The sequence below is a fragment of the Vibrio sp. Vb1554 genome (assembly GCF_033344235.1).
Genome location: NZ_JAWPOJ010000008.1, coordinates 161151 through 180713, shown reverse-complemented (window position 1 = coordinate 180713; position 19563 = coordinate 161151). Strand labels below are relative to the sequence as shown.

At 45.1% G+C, this 19563-nt stretch carries 19 protein-coding genes; 10 read left to right on the top strand and 9 right to left on the bottom strand.

The genetic code is table 11. The features are described 5' to 3' along the window. On the top strand, positions 1-534 hold the full coding sequence (yjjX, locus tag R8N28_RS09470) for an inosine/xanthosine triphosphatase (protein ID WP_005381891.1): 534 nt from the start codon (positions 1-3) through the stop codon (positions 532-534). A gap of 110 nt (positions 535-644) precedes the next feature. On the opposite strand, the gene trpR is transcribed toward yjjX, so the two are convergent. Together trpR and sltY are read right to left on the bottom strand one after the other, a co-directional pair. After that, positions 645-953 carry a trp operon repressor gene (gene trpR / locus R8N28_RS09465; RefSeq protein ID WP_005381892.1) on the bottom strand — a complete coding sequence of 103 codons (309 nt, stop codon included), beginning with the start codon at positions 951-953 and terminating at the stop codon, positions 645-647. 13 nt (positions 954-966) lie between these two features. Continuing rightward, positions 967-2913 (bottom strand): murein transglycosylase, encoded by a 1947-nt coding sequence (gene sltY, locus R8N28_RS09460; protein WP_031777190.1) that lies wholly within the window; start codon positions 2911-2913, stop codon positions 967-969. A gap of 364 nt (positions 2914-3277) precedes the next feature. On the opposite strand from sltY, the gene ettA reads away from it, so the two are divergent. The 3 genes from ettA to R8N28_RS09445 all read left to right on the top strand — a co-directional run bounded on the left by ettA (position 3278) and on the right by R8N28_RS09445 (position 6576). Next, on the top strand, positions 3278-4945 hold the full coding sequence (gene ettA, locus R8N28_RS09455; RefSeq protein WP_005381894.1) for an energy-dependent translational throttle protein EttA: 1668 nt from the start codon (positions 3278-3280) through the stop codon (positions 4943-4945). Positions 4946-5175: 230 nt separating this feature from the next. Beyond that, positions 5176-5535, top strand: a complete 360-nt coding sequence (locus tag R8N28_RS09450; protein WP_065274196.1) for a PilZ domain-containing protein — start codon at positions 5176-5178, stop codon at positions 5533-5535. A 39-nt stretch (positions 5536-5574) separates the two neighbouring features. After that, a complete protein-coding gene (locus tag R8N28_RS09445; RefSeq protein ID WP_005381900.1) occupies positions 5575-6576 on the top strand; it encodes a M23 family metallopeptidase in 1002 nt (333 codons plus the stop codon). A gap of 77 nt (positions 6577-6653) precedes the next feature. On the opposite strand, the gene tyrA is transcribed toward R8N28_RS09445, so the two are convergent. The 3 genes from tyrA to nagZ all read right to left on the bottom strand — a co-directional run bounded on the left by tyrA (position 6654) and on the right by nagZ (position 10070). Next, positions 6654-7781 (bottom strand): bifunctional chorismate mutase/prephenate dehydrogenase, encoded by a 1128-nt coding sequence (tyrA, locus tag R8N28_RS09440; RefSeq protein ID WP_065274195.1) that lies wholly within the window; start codon positions 7779-7781, stop codon positions 6654-6656. Positions 7782-7802: 21 nt separating this feature from the next. Continuing rightward, positions 7803-8879: a 3-deoxy-7-phosphoheptulonate synthase gene (locus R8N28_RS09435; protein WP_005381904.1), complete on the bottom strand. Its 1077-nt coding sequence runs from the start codon at positions 8877-8879 to the stop codon at positions 7803-7805. Positions 8880-9086: 207 nt separating this feature from the next. Then, entirely contained in the window at positions 9087-10070 is a 984-nt protein-coding gene (gene nagZ / locus R8N28_RS09430; protein ID WP_065274194.1) for a beta-N-acetylhexosaminidase, read from the bottom strand. A gap of 99 nt (positions 10071-10169) precedes the next feature. Here nagZ and R8N28_RS09425 point away from each other — a divergent pair, with 99 nt between their 5' ends. Then, positions 10170-11282, top strand: coding sequence for an anhydro-N-acetylmuramic acid kinase (locus tag R8N28_RS09425; RefSeq protein ID WP_033906112.1), 1113 nt, complete (start codon positions 10170-10172; stop codon positions 11280-11282). Positions 11283-11318: 36 nt separating this feature from the next. Next, positions 11319-12248 carry an N-acetylmuramic acid 6-phosphate etherase gene (murQ, locus tag R8N28_RS09420; protein ID WP_017636161.1) on the top strand — a complete coding sequence of 310 codons (930 nt, stop codon included), beginning with the start codon at positions 11319-11321 and terminating at the stop codon, positions 12246-12248. Between the two features lie 51 nt (positions 12249-12299). Here the strand turns inward: murQ and R8N28_RS09415 are convergent, their stop codons facing one another. Both R8N28_RS09415 and R8N28_RS09410 read right to left on the bottom strand, forming a co-directional pair. Then, entirely contained in the window at positions 12300-12572 is a 273-nt protein-coding gene (locus tag R8N28_RS09415) for a hypothetical protein (protein ID WP_053306896.1), read from the bottom strand. A gap of 114 nt (positions 12573-12686) precedes the next feature. Next, entirely contained in the window at positions 12687-13028 is a 342-nt protein-coding gene (locus R8N28_RS09410; RefSeq protein ID WP_005381912.1) for a DUF2799 domain-containing protein, read from the bottom strand. Positions 13029-13308: 280 nt separating this feature from the next. Between R8N28_RS09410 and R8N28_RS09405 the strand changes: the two genes are divergently transcribed. The 4 genes from R8N28_RS09405 to R8N28_RS09390 all read left to right on the top strand — a co-directional run bounded on the left by R8N28_RS09405 (position 13309) and on the right by R8N28_RS09390 (position 17962). Then, positions 13309-14793, top strand: a complete 1485-nt coding sequence (locus tag R8N28_RS09405; protein ID WP_005381914.1) for a carbon starvation protein A — start codon at positions 13309-13311, stop codon at positions 14791-14793. A 193-nt stretch (positions 14794-14986) separates the two neighbouring features. Next, positions 14987-16657: a sensor histidine kinase gene (locus R8N28_RS09400; protein WP_005381915.1), complete on the top strand. Its 1671-nt coding sequence runs from the start codon at positions 14987-14989 to the stop codon at positions 16655-16657. Positions 16658-16688: 31 nt separating this feature from the next. Further along, positions 16689-17417, top strand: a complete 729-nt coding sequence (gene btsR / locus R8N28_RS09395) for a two-component system response regulator BtsR (protein ID WP_005381917.1) — start codon at positions 16689-16691, stop codon at positions 17415-17417. Positions 17418-17488: 71 nt separating this feature from the next. Then, positions 17489-17962, top strand: coding sequence for a low molecular weight phosphatase family protein (locus tag R8N28_RS09390; protein ID WP_017636163.1), 474 nt, complete (start codon positions 17489-17491; stop codon positions 17960-17962). Positions 17963-18008: 46 nt separating this feature from the next. Here R8N28_RS09390 and ispH read toward each other — a convergent pair whose 3' ends face one another. Both ispH and fkpB read right to left on the bottom strand, forming a co-directional pair. Then, positions 18009-18974, bottom strand: coding sequence for a 4-hydroxy-3-methylbut-2-enyl diphosphate reductase (gene ispH / locus R8N28_RS09385; protein WP_017636164.1), 966 nt, complete (start codon positions 18972-18974; stop codon positions 18009-18011). 24 nt (positions 18975-18998) lie between these two features. Further along, on the bottom strand, positions 18999-19430 hold the full coding sequence (fkpB, locus tag R8N28_RS09380) for an FKBP-type peptidyl-prolyl cis-trans isomerase (protein WP_005381922.1): 432 nt from the start codon (positions 19428-19430) through the stop codon (positions 18999-19001). Positions 19431-19563 lie beyond the last annotated feature (133 nt).

The window sequence follows — 19563 nt, the reverse complement described above, 5'->3', positions numbered from 1 at the left end:
ATGGCAACCCAAAAAGTCGTAATCGCATCGCTAAACCCAGCCAAAATTAATGCAGTTCAAAGTGCATTTCGTAATGCATTTCCGCATCAAGAATTCAACTTCGTTGGCATCAGTGTACCGAGTGAGGTTGCAGATCAGCCCATGACGAATGAAGAAACTCATCGTGGTGCGCTAAACCGCGTTAAAAACGCAAAAGTAGAGATGCCAAACGCGGATTACTATGTCGGTCTCGAAGCGGGAATTGAAGCAAACGTGACGTTTGCTTGGATGGTGGTTGAATCAGAGACTCACCGCGGTGAATCTCGTTCTGCAAGCTTAATGTTGCCGCCAAAAGTCTTGGAAAAACTCAAGGATGCGAATGAATTGGGAGATGTAATGGACGAAGTGTTTGGTACTGATAATATCAAACAGAAAGGTGGCGCTATTAGCCTGCTAACCCAAAACCAGCTAACTCGAAGCTCGGTCTATCACCAAGCCTTGATTCTGGCTTTAATTCCATTCACAAACCCTGAGCACTTTCCTTCAAATTTATAACACTCAGCCTATTCTCTAGATACGCAAAAGGGCGGATATTTCCGCCCTTTGTAATACGTTATCTTAGTCACTTGTAACACCAAGGCCTAAAAGCAAATTGGATATACTGTCTACTTAGATACTGCAACTTGTTCTAACAAGACTTTCAACTTGTCTTTTTCTTCATCAGATTTCGACTTTAGTTCGTTAGAGCCACGAGTAATGGTGGCAATGCCCACACCAAGCATCTGACTGATCTGACGTTGAGATAATTCTCCTTTAAGAAGTTCGTTAATTATATTAACGCGTGATATTAATGACTCTCTCTCATCACGTGACATCAGCATAGTTAACAGCATGTCATCTTGCTGGGTGCCCATACTTGTTCGAATTAGCTCAATAATCTGTTGCCAGTCTTTGTACTCGGGTTCGTGCGACATCAAGTTACCTCACTCAATACTTGGTATTGATCTCATGTTGATTCAAGAACGCGCCATCGATACCCAAAAGATCACGATAGTATGTTTCAAACATCAAGATGTTTTGTACATAACCGCGCGTCTCTTTAAATGGAATTGCCTCAATAAAGGCATAAGCATCCACTTTTCCTTGGGTACGCTCTCGCCACGTTTTTACTCTGTTAGGACCTGCATTATAAGCAGCAAGAGCAAAAATACGATTATTATCGTAATCCTCTAATAAACCTTGCAAATAATGGCTACCAATTTCGATATTTTTTCCTACATTGTAGAGGTCCTGCGTACCTTGATAACTCAACTTATATTTACGTGCCGTGTACTTCGCCGTCGCAGGCATGATCTGCATAAGACCACGAGCGCCAACTGGAGAGCGGGCTTCAACATCTAACGCACTTTCCTGTCGAGCGAGAGACATCATCGTGACGGGATCAATGTTGTGCTTTTTCGCATAAAAGTTAAACCACCAGCGGTGTGCTATTGGGAACCTAAGTTCGATATTATCCCACATCTGCGCTTGAATACTCGCGGTCACCGTTAGGTTATGCCAACGTTTAAATGATGCATAAGCCGCCAACATCGCCTTTTCATCTTTTCCTACGCGGCGCAGTAAGTGTGCCCATTCACTCTTCGCTGCTGCGATTTTATCCGTCGCGATCAACTCTTCGATACGAGCTAACGAGTCTTGATAGGGTTGAACAACTTTCTTATCCAACTTAACCGTATGCGTTGGGTATTTGATTGATTGTCCGATTGCATTTGCGGCAGCCACACTGTAGAAGTTTCGTTGCCCAAGCAGAGTTGCTAAACGCTGTTTCCCCGCGATGTCATCACCTAACGCAATTTCACTTCTTCCAAGCCAATATTGCCAGCGTAGCGTGGCTTGTTCTTCTTTATTTAGAACAGCAATCCACTCTTGTACGCCTTTCCAATCTGCATTTTGAATCGCTAAGCGGATGCGCGTTTCAATCAACGGTAAGTACTGACTGGTTTTCGTTTTATCATCGCGCCATTTAGCTAATGACTCAGACTCCGTACGAGTCAATCGAAATGCAATATAGTCGGCAAGTTCTTGCGCTTTTTCTGGAGAAAACTTCTGTCCTTTAATGACGGCATCGTACGCACCTTGTGCTTGGCTAGTGTTCATGCGAGCCAACTTTTCTAACGCATATTCACTTTGCGCTCGATTAAAATCATTCGCAGGTTTTTTCTTCGCGAATTCCGCAACACTTGAAGGATTATCAAACAACGCTTTCATTTCTTTGGCTTGTTGCTTTGCCTGCGCGGATTTAGGCAGTTTGAGCAAGTAACTCATCAAACCGCCATTACGAGCATCAAACGCCAGTAACATACGCTGTAGAATCAGTTCATCGGTACGCTCACCCGCCTTGTCCCATGCTTCAAATAATGGGTCACACTCATCAGCAATGCTGATGCCACGTAACCACATATGTTCAGCCCCTTTAAACGCCGCGACTTTCTTGCCTTGCTTTAATTGAGCGACGTAGAAAATACATTGGTAACGCTCACCACTAGGAATGACTTTTTGAAACTCAGTAATGGTTTTCCAATCTTTTTGCTTATAAAGATGATTGAGGTATGGAGCGCGAACTCGACGAGAAAATGGAAAAGACTCGTGCTCAGAAATAAACTCGTTCACCTGTTGTGGTGACTTTTCCGGTAACTGTCTAATAAAAGTGCGGTAATCCACATAAGGCGTTAGTGGATAGTCAGAAATTTTAGGACGAATCGAAAGGTATCCGTCGATGTCATTTTTATCTAATAAATCTTGAGCTTGCTCATATACTTCGCGCTGCTTTTCCAAACTCAGCGCGGCATTAGCACTCAAACTCATAGCACACAACGCGGCGGCGCAGCATACGTTTTTAGCCAATTCAGATACGTTGAATCTCATTTGTGTCATTTTCCCCAGACATATACTGCCCTAAAGCCTAGTTTTGTTAGAGTTCATGTGATGTTAAGGCAATTTTCACACATGCATCTATTTACACAGAATGCAGATGTCCATGTAAAGCAACTTAGTGTATTAAAAATTGTACTCGTCAAACTTTTAAGACGATGGAGACAAAGCGTTTCTAACTCGCATAGAAAACACTTCGTCATTCTTAACGAATAACAAAAGTGTATACCCTAACCGTGTAAGTTTCCGGTCAGCTCAAAATAAGAAATCCATTCGTTAGGGAAATTCTTGCAATGCGGTAACAAAAACAAAGCACTTGGTATAAAATGATGGGTTTGAATGACAGTTAATTTAGGAACGATCGGCAATGGCTGAATACGTATATACCATGTCGCGGGTGAGCAAAATTGTGCCACCTAAGCGTCAAATTCTTAAAGACATCTCTCTGAGCTTCTTCCCTGGTGCGAAAATCGGTGTTTTAGGTCTGAACGGTGCAGGTAAATCCACACTGCTACGTATCATGGCAGGTATCGACACGGATATCGACGGTGAAGCGCGTCCACAACCTGGTCTAAACGTAGGTTACCTACCTCAGGAACCAGTATTAGACGAATCAAAAACCGTTCGTGAAGTTGTTGAAGAAGCGGTTGCTGACGTTGCTGACGCTCTGAAACGTTTGGACGCAGTCTACGCAGCATACGCTGAACCAGATGCAGACTTCGACGCACTTGCAAAAGAGCAAGGCGAGCTAGAAGCCCTTATCCAAGCGAAAGATGGCCACAACCTAGAAAATGCGCTTGAGCGTGCGGCAAACGCACTTCGTTTACCTGAATGGGACCAAAAAATTGCGCACCTATCAGGTGGTGAACGCCGCCGTGTGGCTATTTGTCGCTTGCTACTTTCTAAGCCAGACATGCTACTGCTTGATGAGCCTACCAACCACCTAGATGCAGAATCAGTGGCTTGGCTAGAGCGCTTCTTAGTGGATTACACAGGTACCGTAGTAGCCATCACCCACGACCGTTACTTCCTAGATAACGCTGCGGGCTGGATCTTAGAACTGGACCGTGGTGAAGGTATCCCATGGGAAGGCAACTACACCTCATGGCTGGAGCAAAAAGACGCTCGTCTACAACAAGAAGCCTCCCAAGAGAGTGCTCGCCAAAAGACTATCGAGAAAGAGCTTGAGTGGGTACGTAAAAACCCTAAAGGTCGTCAAGCGAAGTCAAAAGCACGTATGGCTCGCTTTGAAGAACTGCAAAGCTCTGATCACCAAAAACGTAATGAAACCAATGAACTATTTATCCCACCAGGTGAGCGTCTAGGTGATAAGGTTATTGAAGTGAAGAACCTGACCAAGTCATTTGACGGTCGAGTTCTGATTGATGACCTGTCATTCAGCATCCCTAAAGGTGCAATTGTTGGTATCATCGGTGCTAACGGCGCAGGTAAATCGACGCTATTCAAGATGTTAAGTGGTACTGAACAACCAGACTCGGGCACAATTGAGATGGGCGATACAGTAAAACTGGCATCGGTCGATCAGTTCCGTGACAGCATGGACGATTCTAAAACCGTATTCCAAGAGATCTCTGAAGGTGCTGATATCATTAAGATCAACAACTTCGAAATCCCAGCTCGTGCATACTGTTCACGCTTTAACTTTAAAGGCAGTGACCAACAAAAGATTATTGGTGAACTATCGGGTGGTGAGCGTAACCGTGTCCACCTTGCGAAGCTGCTTAAAGCGGGCGGTAACGTGTTGCTACTCGACGAACCAACCAATGACCTTGACGTTGAAACACTGCGTGCTCTAGAAGAAGCGTTACTAGAGTTCCCTGGTTGTGCAATGGTTATCTCGCACGACCGTTGGTTCCTTGACCGTATCGCTACCCACATCATTGACTACCGTGACGAAGGCCAAGTTAACTTCTACGAAGGTAACTACACAGAGTACATGGATTGGTTGAAGAAAACATTGGGTCCTGAAGCCGCAGAACCACACCGTATCAAATACAAGCGTATTGCGAAGTAATCGCAACCCACAAAGTTTGATTGTAATTTGTACAAAGGCCGCTATCATAGCGGCCTTTGTTTTCTTTGTTATAAAAAGAGCTCATTAGCCCGTCTCGTTCGTTAAGAACATGACATTGCACTTACGTCACTCTGTAGCGACTTCGACACTTTTCAAACAACAATCGAACATTTTTTGTTCGTATTGATATACTATTCAATTCTGTTTGACGACCTGACGAGAATATTCATATGACAGAGAGACGACGCTTTTCACGTATTCTCCATCAAGCTCCAGCTAAGATAGAACAACGTGACTTGGCAATTGAAGCTAGGATTCAAGATCTTTCCTTGCATGGTTTACTCATGAAAGTGGAAGAGACTGAGGCTTTGGATCCAACCCTTCCAGTCCATGTGACTTTTTCATTTGATCAATCCGAACAAGTGATTACGTTAAAAGCGCAAATTGTGAATGTCTCTAAGTGTGAGGTTAGGTTGAAGATCGCTAAGATAGACATCGAAAGCATTAGCCAACTAAAACGATTTATAGAATTGAATGTAGGCAATAACGACCTTCTGAATCGAGAGTTAGAGCACCTCTCTGGTTTTTAGGAGAAAAATAAATGAACGCCTATTTAAGTAACAATAACTATGTCTAAAAAAATCATCATGCAGATCCCGACGAAAGACGGCGATCAGCAGTTCTATTTGGGCCGCAGTTCGGTCCTAGCAGTATTTGCTTCAGTATTGGCATTACCCGCCGTCGTTGGTGGCGCGTGGTACCTTAATCAGCAGCAGATGCACAATAAAGACGAACTAACACAAATCATCGCCAAACTGGAAAGTGAAAAGGCCGAAGTGACGGCTCTTTACGAAGAGCAGCTTGATACCAATCATTCGCTTTCCCAATCTTTGACGGACAAAAACAATCAAATTCAGCTATTGGGCAAACGGGTATTCGACGTTGAATCGGTTTTAGGTCTCGCAGACGAAGAGTTGATGATCGATGAGAACAGCATGGGGTTAGAGGAGCGAATTGACGCAGCCGCTATCGATTCTGCTGTTCGCGCGACGATGTTCCGTTTGATACCAAATGACAGTCCAGTCACATACCAACGTATTTCTTCTTCTTACGGCAGTCGTATTAATCCGATTTCAGGTAAGAGGCATGTTCATACTGGTATCGATCTGACTTGTAAAAGAGGAGAAGAGATCCTGGCACCGGCTGACGGTGTGGTGGAAACCGTTCGCCCGAGCAATCGTGGTTATGGTAACTATGTCACCATTCGTCACTCATTTGGCTTTATGAGCTCCTTTGCTCATCTACAACGCTTCAAAGTGAAAAGCGGTCAGTTTGTTAGTAAAGGCGACATCATTGCTCAATGCGGTAACTCTGGCAACTCCACAGGGCCACACTTGCACTATGAAGTACGCTTCCTCGGACGAGCACTCAACCCTCAATACTTAATGGAGTGGACACCAGAAAACTTCAATGACGTCTTTGAAAAAGAGAAAAAAGTGAAATGGGGACCTTTGGTTCAATTGATTGATAACGTTGTACGCCTACAAGTCAATTTAACCAATTCACCCTATCGCGATACCAGTATCAACACAGTATCAAGTGAAGATACGAGTAATACTGCGACGAACTGATTTGTCCATCAACACGAAAAAGAGCAGCTTACGCTGCTCTTTTTGTTTCGGACTCTGCACGGCTAAATGACCCGTGATTAGCCGCGATGAATATTATCATTCGCCTGTTTGAGTAAGTTTTGGCTCTCATTCATAAATTGTTGAGAATAAGTACCAAACCAATCACTCACCTGCTTAAAGCTTTCGATGAATCGCGCTTTGTCTCTGCTATCCAGAATCGCTACCGCATCACCTAAACGCTGATGGAATCGCTTGATCATATCGATATTCTCTTGAGAAGAGAAAATGATATCACCGTACAAGTTCGGATCCTGACCAAACAGTCGTCCCACCATCGCCAATTCAAGGCGGTAGATTGGCGAGCTTAACTTCAACAACTGATCGATGTTCGGATTCTCTTTGCTAAGGTGCATACCGTAAGCAAACGACGTGAAGTGGCGTAACGCCTGAATCAACGTCATGCCATGATCGTGCTCTTGTGCATCGATTTGGCACAAGCTTGCGCCCCAAATTCCAAACTGTTGCAATAGCCATTGGTAATGCTCGTGACCACGACCATCACAGTACACAATAACCTGCTTGGCAAGGCTCGGAACATCTGGGCCAAACATTGGGTGTAAACCAACTACAGGACCTTGGTGCACATTCAACATTGCTTGCAGAGGCTTCGACTTGATAGAAGTCAGGTCACACAGAATGCAGTCTTGCGGCAAGTTCCCCAGTTTTTCGATCACCCCTTCCGTTAGATGAATCGGCACCGTGACCACGACTAAACCCGCGTTGTCTAGACTCTCATCCGCATGATCCCAGTCTTTACTGCCGAGAACTTTGACCTGGTAGCCCGACAATTTGAACATACGCCCAAACAGGCCACCCAATTGACCATTACCACCAATAATAACAACTGAGCGTAAATCAGGGTTCAAACACTTAAAACCGGAATCTTTCTCGCTGGCATAAGACTCACGCATTGTTCGACGCAGAATATCTTCAATAAGCTGTGGAGGAATTCCCATTTTTTCAGCTTCAGCGCGACGAGAAGCTAACATCGCCGCTTCGCGGTCTGGAGCATAAATTGGCAAACCATGTTCGCTTTTTACTTCCCCAACTTTCTCTACGAGCGCTAAACGCTGAGCCAATAGCTCCAACATTTGCTTGTCGACTGCATCAATCTGATCGCGTAATGCGTTAAGTTCAACTGCCATTGATGTTCCTTAAATCCTGTATTAATTAGCCTTTAGACGATTTTCTAAGAAAGGCACTAGCTCTTCATGTGCATGACGTAATAGTGCCTCAGTTGAATCCCAATTGATACATGCGTCAGTGATAGATACACCGTATTTCATCTCTTCAAGAGCTAAGTCAGAAGATTGATTTCCTTCATTGATATGGCTTTCAATCATAAGACCGATAATAGATTTATTGCCTTCACGGATTTGATGAATCACATCCTCCGCGACTAATGGCTGGCGACGGTAATCTTTACGTGAGTTGGCGTGACTGCAATCCACCATTAATGAAGCATCAAGACCAGATTTCGCCATCTCTTGCTCACACTCAGTGACTGATACCGAATCGTAGTTAGTTTGCTTGCCGCCACGTAAGATCACATGTCCATTAGCATTGCCCTGGGTGGTTAACAGTGCGACTTGTCCCTCACGGTTAATTCCCATAAAACGGTGGCTAGAGGACGCAGCTTGCATCGCGTTAATTGCGGTTGCCAAACTGCCATCGGTGCCATTCTTAAAACCGATTGGCATAGACAGGCCGCTTGCCATTTCACGGTGAGTTTGTGACTCCGTCGTACGTGCGCCGATTGCAGCCCAGCTAAAAGTATCCGCCAGGTATTGTGGGCTAATTGGGTCTAGAGCCTCAGTCGCGAGCGGGATTTCCATTTCTGCCAACTCCACCAGAAGTTCGCGTCCAACATGCAGACCGTGTTCAATATCGAAACTGCCGTCTAGGTGTGGGTCATTGATCAGGCCTTTCCAGCCGACCGTGGTGCGCGGCTTCTCAAAGTAAACACGCATAACAATATACAGTTGGTCACTTAGTTGTTCAGAGAGTGCTTTAAGTCGCTTTGCGTAATCCTTCGCCGCTTCCACGTCGTGGATAGAACATGGACCGCATACAACAAGCAGGCGGTGATCCTTCTTGTGAATAATATTAGCGATAGTTTGACGAGACTCTTGAATAAAGCGACGTGCTTTTTCACTCAAAGGAAGCTTGGTTTTTAGTTCCTCCGGAGTAATAAGAACCTGTTCTTCGATAATATTAATATTGCTCAACTCACTTTTCTGCATAACTCTAACCTGTATATTTATTTTTACACCCAACCAAACCTTTGGTGAGACAACTAAGCTTTAACGACAAGATAACAGGCTAAAAAAGAAAAACAAGCGTACAGAATAAAAAACATTTAGTGTAAATTAAAATTTACAGTCAAATAAAAAGCCAAAGCATAATTAACTTTGGCTTCTCATCGCTGTTTTGAATCTTTTACAAGAGGTTTAGCTAGTCAAGCGTTTCATCGCTTCACTCGCCGCTTTCCACTCTTGAGATAGCTTAAGTTCGCTTGGAGAAAATGACTGTTTTTTCAGTAATCCATCCGCGAGTGGCACGGTTGAAACCTGTAAGTTGTCTAATACCTCAACGTGCGCTTCTCGTTTATTACACATTAACAACATATCGCAACCAGCTCTCAATGCTTGAGCACCTCGCTCGGCTGGGCTGCCCATAATCGCAGCGCCTTCCATGGTCAAATCATCCGAAAAAACCAAACCTTTAAAACCCAATTGCTGACGCAGGACCTGTTTTAACCAGTATTCAGAACCGCTGGCTGGTTGAGCATCATAATGTGGGAAAATCACGTGAGCAGGCATCATGGCATCTAAAATACCGGCATCAATTTGCGCTTTGAAGATCGCCATATCTTGTTCAAAAATGTCGCTGCGCTCGTCGTATGGTGTTTCTAGATGTGAGTCTGCAATCACGCCACCATGTCCAGGGAAGTGCTTTCCTGTCGTTGCCATGCCAACACTCTTCATTCCTTGCATATAAGCAGTGCTATAGCGAAGAATGGTATCGGCATCTTCACCGAATGCACGGTTACCGATCGCTTTACATTGATGGCCTTGGTCAAGTACCGGGGCAAAGCTTAAATCAATATCATGGGCAATCAGCTCTGCTGCCATTAACCAACCGCCCATACGAGCAAGCTCTTCACCATTTTGATATTTAGCGTACTCATCAGCAGCAGGAATTAATGAGAAACCTTCACGAAAGCGCTGCACTCGGCCGCCTTCTTGATCCACACCGATCAAAAACGGGCGCTTAGCCGCCTTTCGGATGGATTGAGTAAGTGCTTGAAGCTGTTCGCTATCATGATAGTTGCGAGCAAATAGAATTAATCCACCAACCGTAGGATGCTCCAAGATTTCTTTGTCTTCAGCGGTCAGTTCATACCCCGCAACGTCAACCCATAACGGTCCCATGTTTTCTCCTCAAAATCGGCTGAATATCTCGTATTCGATGAGGTTATTCGCTTCAGATTTGCTTTACAATAAGTGAATGAAGAATTGACGAGATCGGCTATGAAATTTAACGAACTGTACATTGGTGTGATGTCTGGAACGAGTATGGATGGCGTTGATACCGCTCTAGTTGAAATAAGCGATGAGCATGTTCGTCTGATTGCGCACGACGACTACCCAATGCCCGCAGCGCTAAAAGACATGCTGTTATCTGTTTGTACCGGTCAAGCAACAAATTTAAAAACCATAGGTGAACTTGACCACCAGCTCGGCCACCTATTTGCAGATGCTGTGTTACAGCTACTCAATAAGTCTGGCTACGTCGCAGAGCAAATTCGTGCGATTGGTAATCACGGTCAAACAGTGTTCCATCAGCCTACCGGAAACTTGCCGTTTACCACTCAATTGGGCGATGCAAACATTATCGCAGTCAAGACAGGCATTGATACGGTAGCGGATTTTCGTCGTAAAGACATGGCGCTAGGTGGACAAGGTGCCCCACTCGTCCCTGCTTTCCATAAAAGCATTTTTGCGATGCAGGATTCCACAATTGTGGTGCTTAACATTGGAGGCATTGCCAATATCTCGGTACTGCATCCAGAACAACCAGTCATTGGCTATGACACAGGCCCGGGCAATATGTTGATGGACGCATGGTGTGCGCTGCATACTGGGCAAAGCTTCGACGAAGATGCACAATTTGCACTTAAAGGAACGGTAAACGCTACTTTGTTGACTCAATTACTCAAAGAAGCTTACCTCGCCATGCCTGCCCCTAAAAGTACCGGGCGAGAACTGTTCAATATTGACTGGCTGCATCAACAACTGGCCCATCACAATTTACCAATCGAAGACGTACAACGTACACTTTGCGAGTATTCTGCAATTACCATTGCCAACGAAGTCGACAAGTTTTCTCATGGCATCACACCTCAACTATTAGTCTGTGGCGGTGGAGCAAGAAACCCGCTTTTGATGCAGCGACTAGCTAAGTTATTGCCACAATGGAGCGTTGCGACAACGGCAGAAAAAGGTGTTGATGGCGATTACATGGAAGCAATGGCGTTTGCTTGGCTTGCGCAGCGCCATATTCACGGCCTCCCTAGCAACTTACCGGAAGTTACGGGGGCAAGTCGTCTCGCTTCACTGGGTGTACTCTATTCAAAAAATTAAGGGCAATAGATCCTAAACAAAAAGGCTTAATTCATTATGACGAACGATGCACTTATCGCAGCTTTATCCCATCTGGTATCTGAAGGGCGAAACCCAGACACCATGGACATCGACTTGCTGCCTTCTCTCGATATTGTTCAACGCATCAACCAACAGGACAAACTCGTTCCTCTTGCCGTTGAAAAAGTGTTGCCTGAGATCGCTGAAGCCGTTGATAAGATCACGGAAGCATTTAAGGTCGGAGGTCGGTTGTTTTACATCGGTGCGGGTACCAGTGGTCGACTTGGCGTTTTGGATGCTTCAGAATGCCCACCAACTTTTGGCACAGATCCAGAGATGGTCGTTGGTATTATTGCCGGTGGAAAAGAGGCAATGTTCCGTGCAAAGGAAGGGGCGGAGGACGATCCAGCATTGGGTGAGCAAGATCTTAAAGAGAATACGCTAACACAACGCGATGTCGTCGTTGGTATTGCGGCAAGTGGACGAACACCTTACGTGATTGGTGGCTTAGAGTATGCGAACGAGCTTGGTGCCACCACTGTAGCACTATCTTGTAACCCTGACTCTCCGATTGCAGATATTGCTGATATTGCGATTAGCCCCGTTGTTGGACCTGAAGCGTTAACGGGATCCACTCGCTTAAAATCAGGGACGGCACAAAAACTCGTACTAAACATGCTCACTACCGCAAGCATGATTCGCCTGGGCAAAAGTTATCAGAACTTAATGGTAGATGTGAAAGCGACGAATGCAAAGCTAGTTGCAAGAGCGGCTCGTATTGTTATGCAAGCAACAGATTGTACTAACCAAGAGGCTAAAACGGCGCTCAAAGAAACGGACTACGACGCCAAGTTAGCGATTTTGATGATTTTAACCGGGCTGGATAGAGAAAGCGCGACTGAGCAACTGAACGCCAAGCAAGGATATTTAAGAAAAGTCGTGATCGCGCAAACTAATCAATCTTAATCAATAAAGCGCCTCACTTATTTAAAAGTCAGGCGCCTTTTATGGCTTAATTTAGTAGTTCAATCGTTCAATGTGAGTAATACCGACTTTACCTTCAAGGTCACTGAACATATGAACCATTGCTGGGTATGGTTGTGCTCCAGGGTAGACAACTTCTGCATTACAGAAAAACGCATAGTTTTGTCCGGCTACGACTTGAGTAGCCACAACCAAAGGGGAGTATTTGACACAGACAAACCCCTCGATACCTTTAGCAAATACTTCTTTATTCTCTGCTGTGAGTTCATGAAATGGACTCCAGCCACCAGCCATTTGCGTTGACATAATGTGATTCCTTTTTTTCTGTGCTCACTATCAAGAAATATGAGCACAGTTTAATAAGGAAGATTTTGCCACATTTATGTGATGCAGACAGTGTAACAACGGCTTTATTGACTATTAATTTGAGTATTCATTCCAACCACGTTGCCATTCCATGCGGAATTTTTGCGCTTGCTCAGTACCTTCACAAACCCCTTCGTAATACTGACCAGATAACCCCATTTGATACGCAAAAGCAGGATTACAGTACTCACGTAAACCTTCTAAATAACCTTGGTCGTAGTCACTTTGCTTAACACTACCCAACTCACGAAGCTCGCTCATCGTGCGCGATGTGTGTCCGGTTATGCCATCTTGATATCCGATCTGATGCCAATCTCCCGACTTGGCAAGATCTGCTGTCGTTGCTGTGCATCCTGCAAGTAAAGCCAGTGCCAGACCTACCGTTACCTTTTTCATGGTTCTTCCTTAAGTAATTGTTTTCAAAAATAAGCTTACCACTAATTATTGGCGCTTGCCGCTGAGCTTGCAGATTTAACCACTGATGACTCAAATCAGCCGCTCAAGACTGTCATCAACCTTTCGCCATTTTTAAAAACCGCTCAAGCAGCATATCGACCACTCAGTGCTCTATTCGACCACTCATCTACTAACCGAATGCATTTAACACAAGTGACGCATAACATGCATCCTGAGATTAAAAAATTACCCTACCCAACTAAGACCAAGGACAATTGCTATGATGTGGTTTCTAACCTGTGTCGCAGCCCTAATCGGCGGATACTTCATCTACGGCGCTTTCGTCGAGAAGATTTTCGGCATCAATGAAAAACGCCAAACGCCAGCTCACACCAAATCGGACGGTGTTGACTTCGTTCCAATGTCAACAAAGAAAGTTTACCTAGTTCAACTACTTAACATCGCAGGTGTTGGTCCAATTTTTGGCCCGATCATGGGGGCACTATACGGTCCTGCGGCGATGCTTTGGATTGTAGTCGGTTGTATTTTTGCTGGTGCAGTACACGATTACTTCTCAGGCATGCTTTCAGTGCGTAACGGCGGTGCATCTGTACCTACCATTACAGGTCGCTACCTAGGTAATGGCGCAAAACACTTTATGAATATTTTTGCCATTGTCCTATTGCTTCTAGTTGGCGTAGTGTTCGTTTCAGCCCCTGCTGGCATGATTACTAACCTCATCAATGATCAAACAAGCTTGAGTGTAAGCATGACAACGATGGTTATTGCTATCTTTGCTTACTACATCATTGCGACGATTGTTCCTGTCGATAAAATCATTGGTCGTTTCTACCCACTGTTTGGCGCCCTACTTATCTTTATGTCTGTTGGCCTAATGACAGCCGTTGCTTTCTCTAGCGAACACACAGTAATGGGTGACTTCCAAGTTTCGGACATGTTCTCTAACCTCAACCCAAATGACATGCCGTTATGGCCTGCATTGTTCATCACTATCGCATGTGGCGCTATCTCTGGCTTCCACGCAACTCAGTCTCCACTGATGGCGCGTTGTATGGAAAATGAGAAAAACGGTCGCTTCGTATTCTACGGTGCAATGATTGGTGAAGGTGTTATCGCGCTAATTTGGTGTGCTATCGCTCTGTCTTTCTTCGGCTCTCTAGACGCTCTATCAGAAGCTGTGAAAAACGGTGGCCCTGGTAACGTGGTATACAGCGCATCATTTGGTCTGCTAGGTGTGTTCGGTGGTATCCTTGCGTTCCTGGGTGTGGTTATCCTACCAATTACGTCTGGCGATACAGCGTTCCGTTCAAGCCGCTTGATCCTTGCTGAATACTTCAACATGGAACAAAAAACGCTACGTAACCGTCTACTGATGGCACTTCCACTGTTCGTTATCGGCGGTATCTTAACTCAAGTAGACTTCGGCATTATCTGGCGCTACTTCGGTTTTGCAAACCAAACAACAGCGGTAATGATGCTTTGGACTGCGTCCGCTTACCTACTGCGTCACAACAAGCTGCACTGGATTACCACTATCCCAGCTATCTTCATGACCACGGTATGTGTCACGTTCATCTTAAACAACAGCTCGCTAGGTTTTGGTCTGCCAATGCAACTATCAACTATCGTAGGTATTGTGTTTGCCCTAGCTGTGACAGGTTACGTTATCAAAACCTCTAAGGGTAAAGGTGAAACTGAACTGGCTGACGAAGAGAAACCACAAGCCGTATCAGAAACAGCGTAATACTCGTCACATCTGAGTGACTAAGATAGGAGCCTGCCAATTGCAGGCTCTTTTTGTTTTATACCCAAGTCACTTTAAGACTCAGAAAGCACAGCGCAGCATCATTTACTTAGCTGTTCTTATCTATCTGAGCCAAGCATCTTGAGGTTACTTAGGTATACAATAACAACATTGATTCTAGGTTAGGTTCACTATGGAACTGGTCATCTCCCTTTTACAACAGATGTGTGTGTACTTAGTTTTGGCTTACATGCTAAGTAAAACGCCAATCATCTTACCTTTGCTGAGTATTTCTTCGCGCTTAAGCCACCGCCTAATTTGTTACGTACTCTTCTCTGGCTTTTGTATTCTCGGCACCTATTTCGGTCTGCACATCAACGATGCTATTGCCAATACTCGTGCGATCGGCGCAGTTATGGGCGGGCTGTTTGGTGGACCTGTTGTAGGTTTCGCCGTCGGATTTACTGGTGGCATCCATCGATACTCTCTTGGTGGCTTTACTGACCTAGCCTGCGCAATTTCAACCACCGCCGAGGGCGTAATTGGTGGCTTGCTCCACGTTTACCTTATCAAGCGAAATAAAGGCGCATTGCTGTTTAATCCAAGCGTCGTATTCAGCGTCACGTTTGTTGCAGAAGTGGTGCAAATGATTTTGCTGCTCGCCGTCGCGAAACCTTTTGATCAAGCCTATGAACTGGTGTCCGCTATTGCAGCGCCTATGATCATCGCGAACTCATTTGGTGCGGCGTTGTTCATGAGTATCCTGCAAGACAGAAAAGCAATCTTTGAAAAGTTTTCTGCGACGTTTTCGCGTCGAGCGCTCACCATTGCTGATCGCTCAGTGGGAATTCTAAGCAACGGCTTCAACACCGAAAACGCAGAGAAAATCGCACGTATTATTTACGAAGAAACCAAAGTGGGCGCTGTCGCGATTACTGACCAAGAAAAGATCTTGGCGTTTGTGGGCATTGGCGATGATCACCATAAACCGAACACGCCGATTTCATCGCAAAGCACATTAGACTCCATGGAGAAAAACGACATCATTTATCTTGATGGTGCGGAGCGTCCATACCAATGCTCCATTGCAAAAGATTGCAAGCTCGGATCTGCGCTGATCATCCCACTGCGTGCAGGGAAAGAGGTCATTGGTACCATAAAGCTGTATGAACCGAAGCGTAAATTGTTCTCGACGGCCAACATGTCGATGGCGGAAGGAATAGCCCAGCTTCTATCTAGCCAAATCCTTTATGGCGATTACCAACAACAACAAGCCTTACTCGCCCAAGCAGAAATAAAATTGCTTCACGCTCAGGTGAATCCACACTTTTTGTTTAATGCACTCAATACTATTAGTGCGATTACTCGTCGTGACCCTGACAAAGCGCGCGAGCTAATCCAAAATCTATCGCACTTCTTCCGCAGCAATTTAAAGCAGAACATTAATACCGTGACGTTAAAGGAAGAGCTTGCACATGTGAACTCGTACTTGAGCATCGAAAAAGCGCGTTTTACGGACCGCTTAGAGGTTGAAATCGATATTCAACCTGAATTGCTGGACATCAAATTACCAAGCTTTACACTCCAGCCTTTGGTTGAGAATGCCATTAAGCATGGCATTTCAAACATGCTTGAAGGTGGTAAAGTTCATATATACAGCGAAGCACACCCACAAGGTCACTTGATTACCGTCGAAGACAACGCAGGCAGTTTTGAGCCGCCAAAAGAAAACCACTCAGGGCTAGGTTTAGAAATTGTCGACAAGCGTCTCACTAATCAATTTGGACGTGATGCAGCGCTAAAAATTACGTGCGAGCCACATCAATTTACTAAAATGAGCTTTATCATTCCCCCAAAATCATAAAAGCACGCTGAAGCAATAAAGGTAATGTTGGATGTTAACCGCACTCGTCATTGATGATGAACAGTTTGCTCGTGAAGAGCTAGCAGAGTTACTGGATGAAACAGGCCAAGTTGAGGTCGTGGGCGATGCCTCAAACGCAATCCTCGGCCTAAAAAAAATCAATGAACTCAAGCCTGATGTGGTGTTTCTCGATATCCAAATGCCTCAAGTCACGGGGATTGAATTACTAGGGATGCTTGATCCAGAAACCATGCCTTATGTGGTTTTTGTCACGGCTTATGATCAGTATGCGATTCAAGCATTTGAAGACAATGCCTTTGATTACTTGCTCAAACCTGTCGACCCATGCCGGCTAACTAAAACGGTAAAACGACTAAACAAAGTCATTAGCCAATCCGCCCTAACGCAACAACTGTCTGCTATTACACCTGACACGTTGGATCAAATACCGTGCATCGGACACAACCGCATCGTTATCATGGCCACCGACACGGTGGAATGTGCTTACAGTGATATCAGCGGCGTGCATGTACGCTCCACCAGCCAAACCGCGAGCACCCAACTGACATTAAAAACGTTGGAAGAGAAAACCCCTCTAGTCCGCTGCCATCGTCAATACTTAGTCAGTATTAAAGCGATTAGCGAAATCAAGTTACTGGAAAATGGGTTAGCGGAAATCATCACCAAAACAGGCTTTGAGATACCAGTAAGCCGCCGCTACTTAAAGGTGCTCAAAGAGATGCTCGGCATTAGCCACTAACACAAAAACTTCACACATCATCGCTGAGTTTCCGCTAGCGTATAAATAGGACGCTCTGAAAAGACGAGGCGATGATGTATAAAGTTTTATTCATATGTAAGCACAACGCTGGACGAAGCGTCCTCGCGGAGTCAATCGCAACCAATATCCTGCCAGCAGATTTTAGTGTCACCAGTGGAGGCTCACATCCCACAGGCAAGGTGCACCCAGTGGTGCAAAAATATTTAGATGACCACCAACTCCCCATTCCGCATATCCACACGCATTCATGGGAGGAGCGAACTCAGTTTCTTCCCGACATCGTTATTATTCTCTGTGATTCTTTACATCAAGAAACCGCTCCTCAGTGGCTTGCAGGTGGTGTTCGAGTAAACTGGCAAGTTGATGCTTTTCCGACCGATGGTTCTGATGAAGACATGTACGCACATTGCGAAAAGGTTGCTCAATCGCTTGAGCGAAGAATCACGAAGATGTCTGATATGATTATCGATGGTTTAGGAAAAGACCAAATTCGTGATTACCTAAATGAGTTAAGAGAGATGTAAAAAAGGCGACCCACAGGTCGCCTTTTGAATATTCGATAAATGGAGACTAATCCACTTGCTTGATTTGCAGTTCTTTAGGTACTTCAAAGAACATATTCTCTTCACGGCCAAGTACTTCATCAACCGCTTCGGCACCAACGAGTTCTTTGATTCGCTCTAGAATCTGATTAACGAGCTCTTCCGGAGCAGATGCTCCCGCAGTCACGCCGACCTTTGTTTTGCCTTCGAACCACTCAGGTTTGATATCTTCCGGACAGTCGGTTAAGTAGCCAGGTGTCCCTAGCTTTTCAGCTAGCTCTTTAAGACGTGTAGAGTTTGATGAGTTTTTAGAACCCACCACAACCATCACATCTACGTCACCAGCTAATTCACGTACGGCATCTTGGCGGTTTTGTGTCGCGTAACAGATATCGTCTTTACGTGGACCTTGGATATCTGGGAACACGCGGCGTAGCTCTTCGATAACATCGGCAGTTTCATCGACAGAAAGCGTCGTTTGGCTTACGTAATGAAGATCGGATGGATCTTTCACAATCGCCTTCAGTTTCTCAACATCGGCTGGAGTTTCAACCAAGTACATACCACCGGTTTCACTGGCGTATTGCCCCATCGTACCTTCGACTTCAGGGTGACCTGCGTGACCAATCAGAACCACTTCCATATTACGACGGCTCGCACGCGCCACTTCCATATGCACTTTGGTTACTAAAGGACACGTTGCGTCAAATACGGTCAAATCACGCAGCTTCGCTTCCTGACGAACCGCCTGCGATACACCATGAGCAGAAAAAATCACAATGTTGTTGTCTGGCACTTCGTGCAGTTCTTCAACGAAGATAGCACCACGCTGTTTTAGACCTTCAACCACAAAACGGTTATGCACCACTTCATGACGCACATAAATCGGTGGCTGATACATCTCTAGCGCACGCTCTACGATGCTAATCGCGCGGTCAACACCAGCACAGAAACCACGTGGGTTAGCTAACAGGATTTTCATTTCATTGCTCATGGAAGTTATCTTTTATTTGGTTCGCTATTCTACTGACAAAATTTCAACTTCGAAAGTCACGTCTTGTCCCGCTAGAGGATGGTTGAAGTCCACAGTGACTGAATCGCCTGCAATCTCTGTAATAATGCCCGGGATTTCCATGCCATCAGGGCCACTGAAGGCCATGATTGTACCAACTTCCACTTCTGCATCACCTACAAATTTAGTGCGATCCATATAGTGAATATGATCAGGGTTTGGCATACCAAACGCGTCTTCTGCCTTTAGCTCAATCGCTTTTTGTGCGCCTGTTTCGAGGCCTATCAAGCACTGCTCAAAGTTTTCACTCAAGCTGCCATCACCCATAACAAATTTCGCTGGTTTACCCATGTTATGAGTACTATCTGCAACCGATCCGTCTTTCATTTTAATCGTAAAGTGAAGGGTTACTACAGATTCATTGGTTATTGTTGTCACGTTAATGCTTCCTTGTTCTTGGGTTATTACGCTGTCAGCTTGGTCTTTTTATACATTGATATGCTGATTGGCGCTCCAACATAATAAAAAGCATCGCTCGAATCAACGGACGACGCTTAGGGTTATTCGATAT

Bases quoted from the DNA above. Each gene is read 5' to 3' on its own strand.
- yjjX (WP_005381891.1), top strand. From the start codon at position 1: ATGGCAACCCAAAAAGTCGTAATCGCATCGCTAAACCCAGCCAAAATT.
- trpR (WP_005381892.1), bottom strand. From the start codon at position 953: ATGTCGCACGAACCCGAGTACAAAGACTGGCAACAGATTATTGAGCTA.
- sltY (WP_031777190.1), bottom strand. From the start codon at position 2,913: ATGACACAAATGAGATTCAACGTATCTGAATTGGCTAAAAACGTATGC.
- ettA (WP_005381894.1), top strand. From the start codon at position 3,278: ATGGCTGAATACGTATATACCATGTCGCGGGTGAGCAAAATTGTGCCA.
- R8N28_RS09450 (WP_065274196.1), top strand. From the start codon at position 5,176: ATGACAGAGAGACGACGCTTTTCACGTATTCTCCATCAAGCTCCAGCT.
- R8N28_RS09445 (WP_005381900.1), top strand. From the start codon at position 5,575: ATGTCTAAAAAAATCATCATGCAGATCCCGACGAAAGACGGCGATCAG.
- tyrA (WP_065274195.1), bottom strand. From the start codon at position 7,781: ATGGCAGTTGAACTTAACGCATTACGCGATCAGATTGATGCAGTCGAC.
- R8N28_RS09435 (WP_005381904.1), bottom strand. From the start codon at position 8,879: ATGCAGAAAAGTGAGTTGAGCAATATTAATATTATCGAAGAACAGGTT.
- nagZ (WP_065274194.1), bottom strand. From the start codon at position 10,070: ATGGGACCGTTATGGGTTGACGTTGCGGGGTATGAACTGACCGCTGAA.
- R8N28_RS09425 (WP_033906112.1), top strand. From the start codon at position 10,170: ATGAAATTTAACGAACTGTACATTGGTGTGATGTCTGGAACGAGTATG.
- murQ (WP_017636161.1), top strand. From the start codon at position 11,319: ATGACGAACGATGCACTTATCGCAGCTTTATCCCATCTGGTATCTGAA.
- R8N28_RS09415 (WP_053306896.1), bottom strand. From the start codon at position 12,572: ATGTCAACGCAAATGGCTGGTGGCTGGAGTCCATTTCATGAACTCACA.
- R8N28_RS09410 (WP_005381912.1), bottom strand. From the start codon at position 13,028: ATGAAAAAGGTAACGGTAGGTCTGGCACTGGCTTTACTTGCAGGATGC.
- R8N28_RS09405 (WP_005381914.1), top strand. From the start codon at position 13,309: ATGATGTGGTTTCTAACCTGTGTCGCAGCCCTAATCGGCGGATACTTC.
- R8N28_RS09400 (WP_005381915.1), top strand. From the start codon at position 14,987: ATGGAACTGGTCATCTCCCTTTTACAACAGATGTGTGTGTACTTAGTT.
- btsR (WP_005381917.1), top strand. From the start codon at position 16,689: ATGTTAACCGCACTCGTCATTGATGATGAACAGTTTGCTCGTGAAGAG.
- R8N28_RS09390 (WP_017636163.1), top strand. From the start codon at position 17,489: ATGATGTATAAAGTTTTATTCATATGTAAGCACAACGCTGGACGAAGC.
- ispH (WP_017636164.1), bottom strand. From the start codon at position 18,974: ATGAGCAATGAAATGAAAATCCTGTTAGCTAACCCACGTGGTTTCTGT.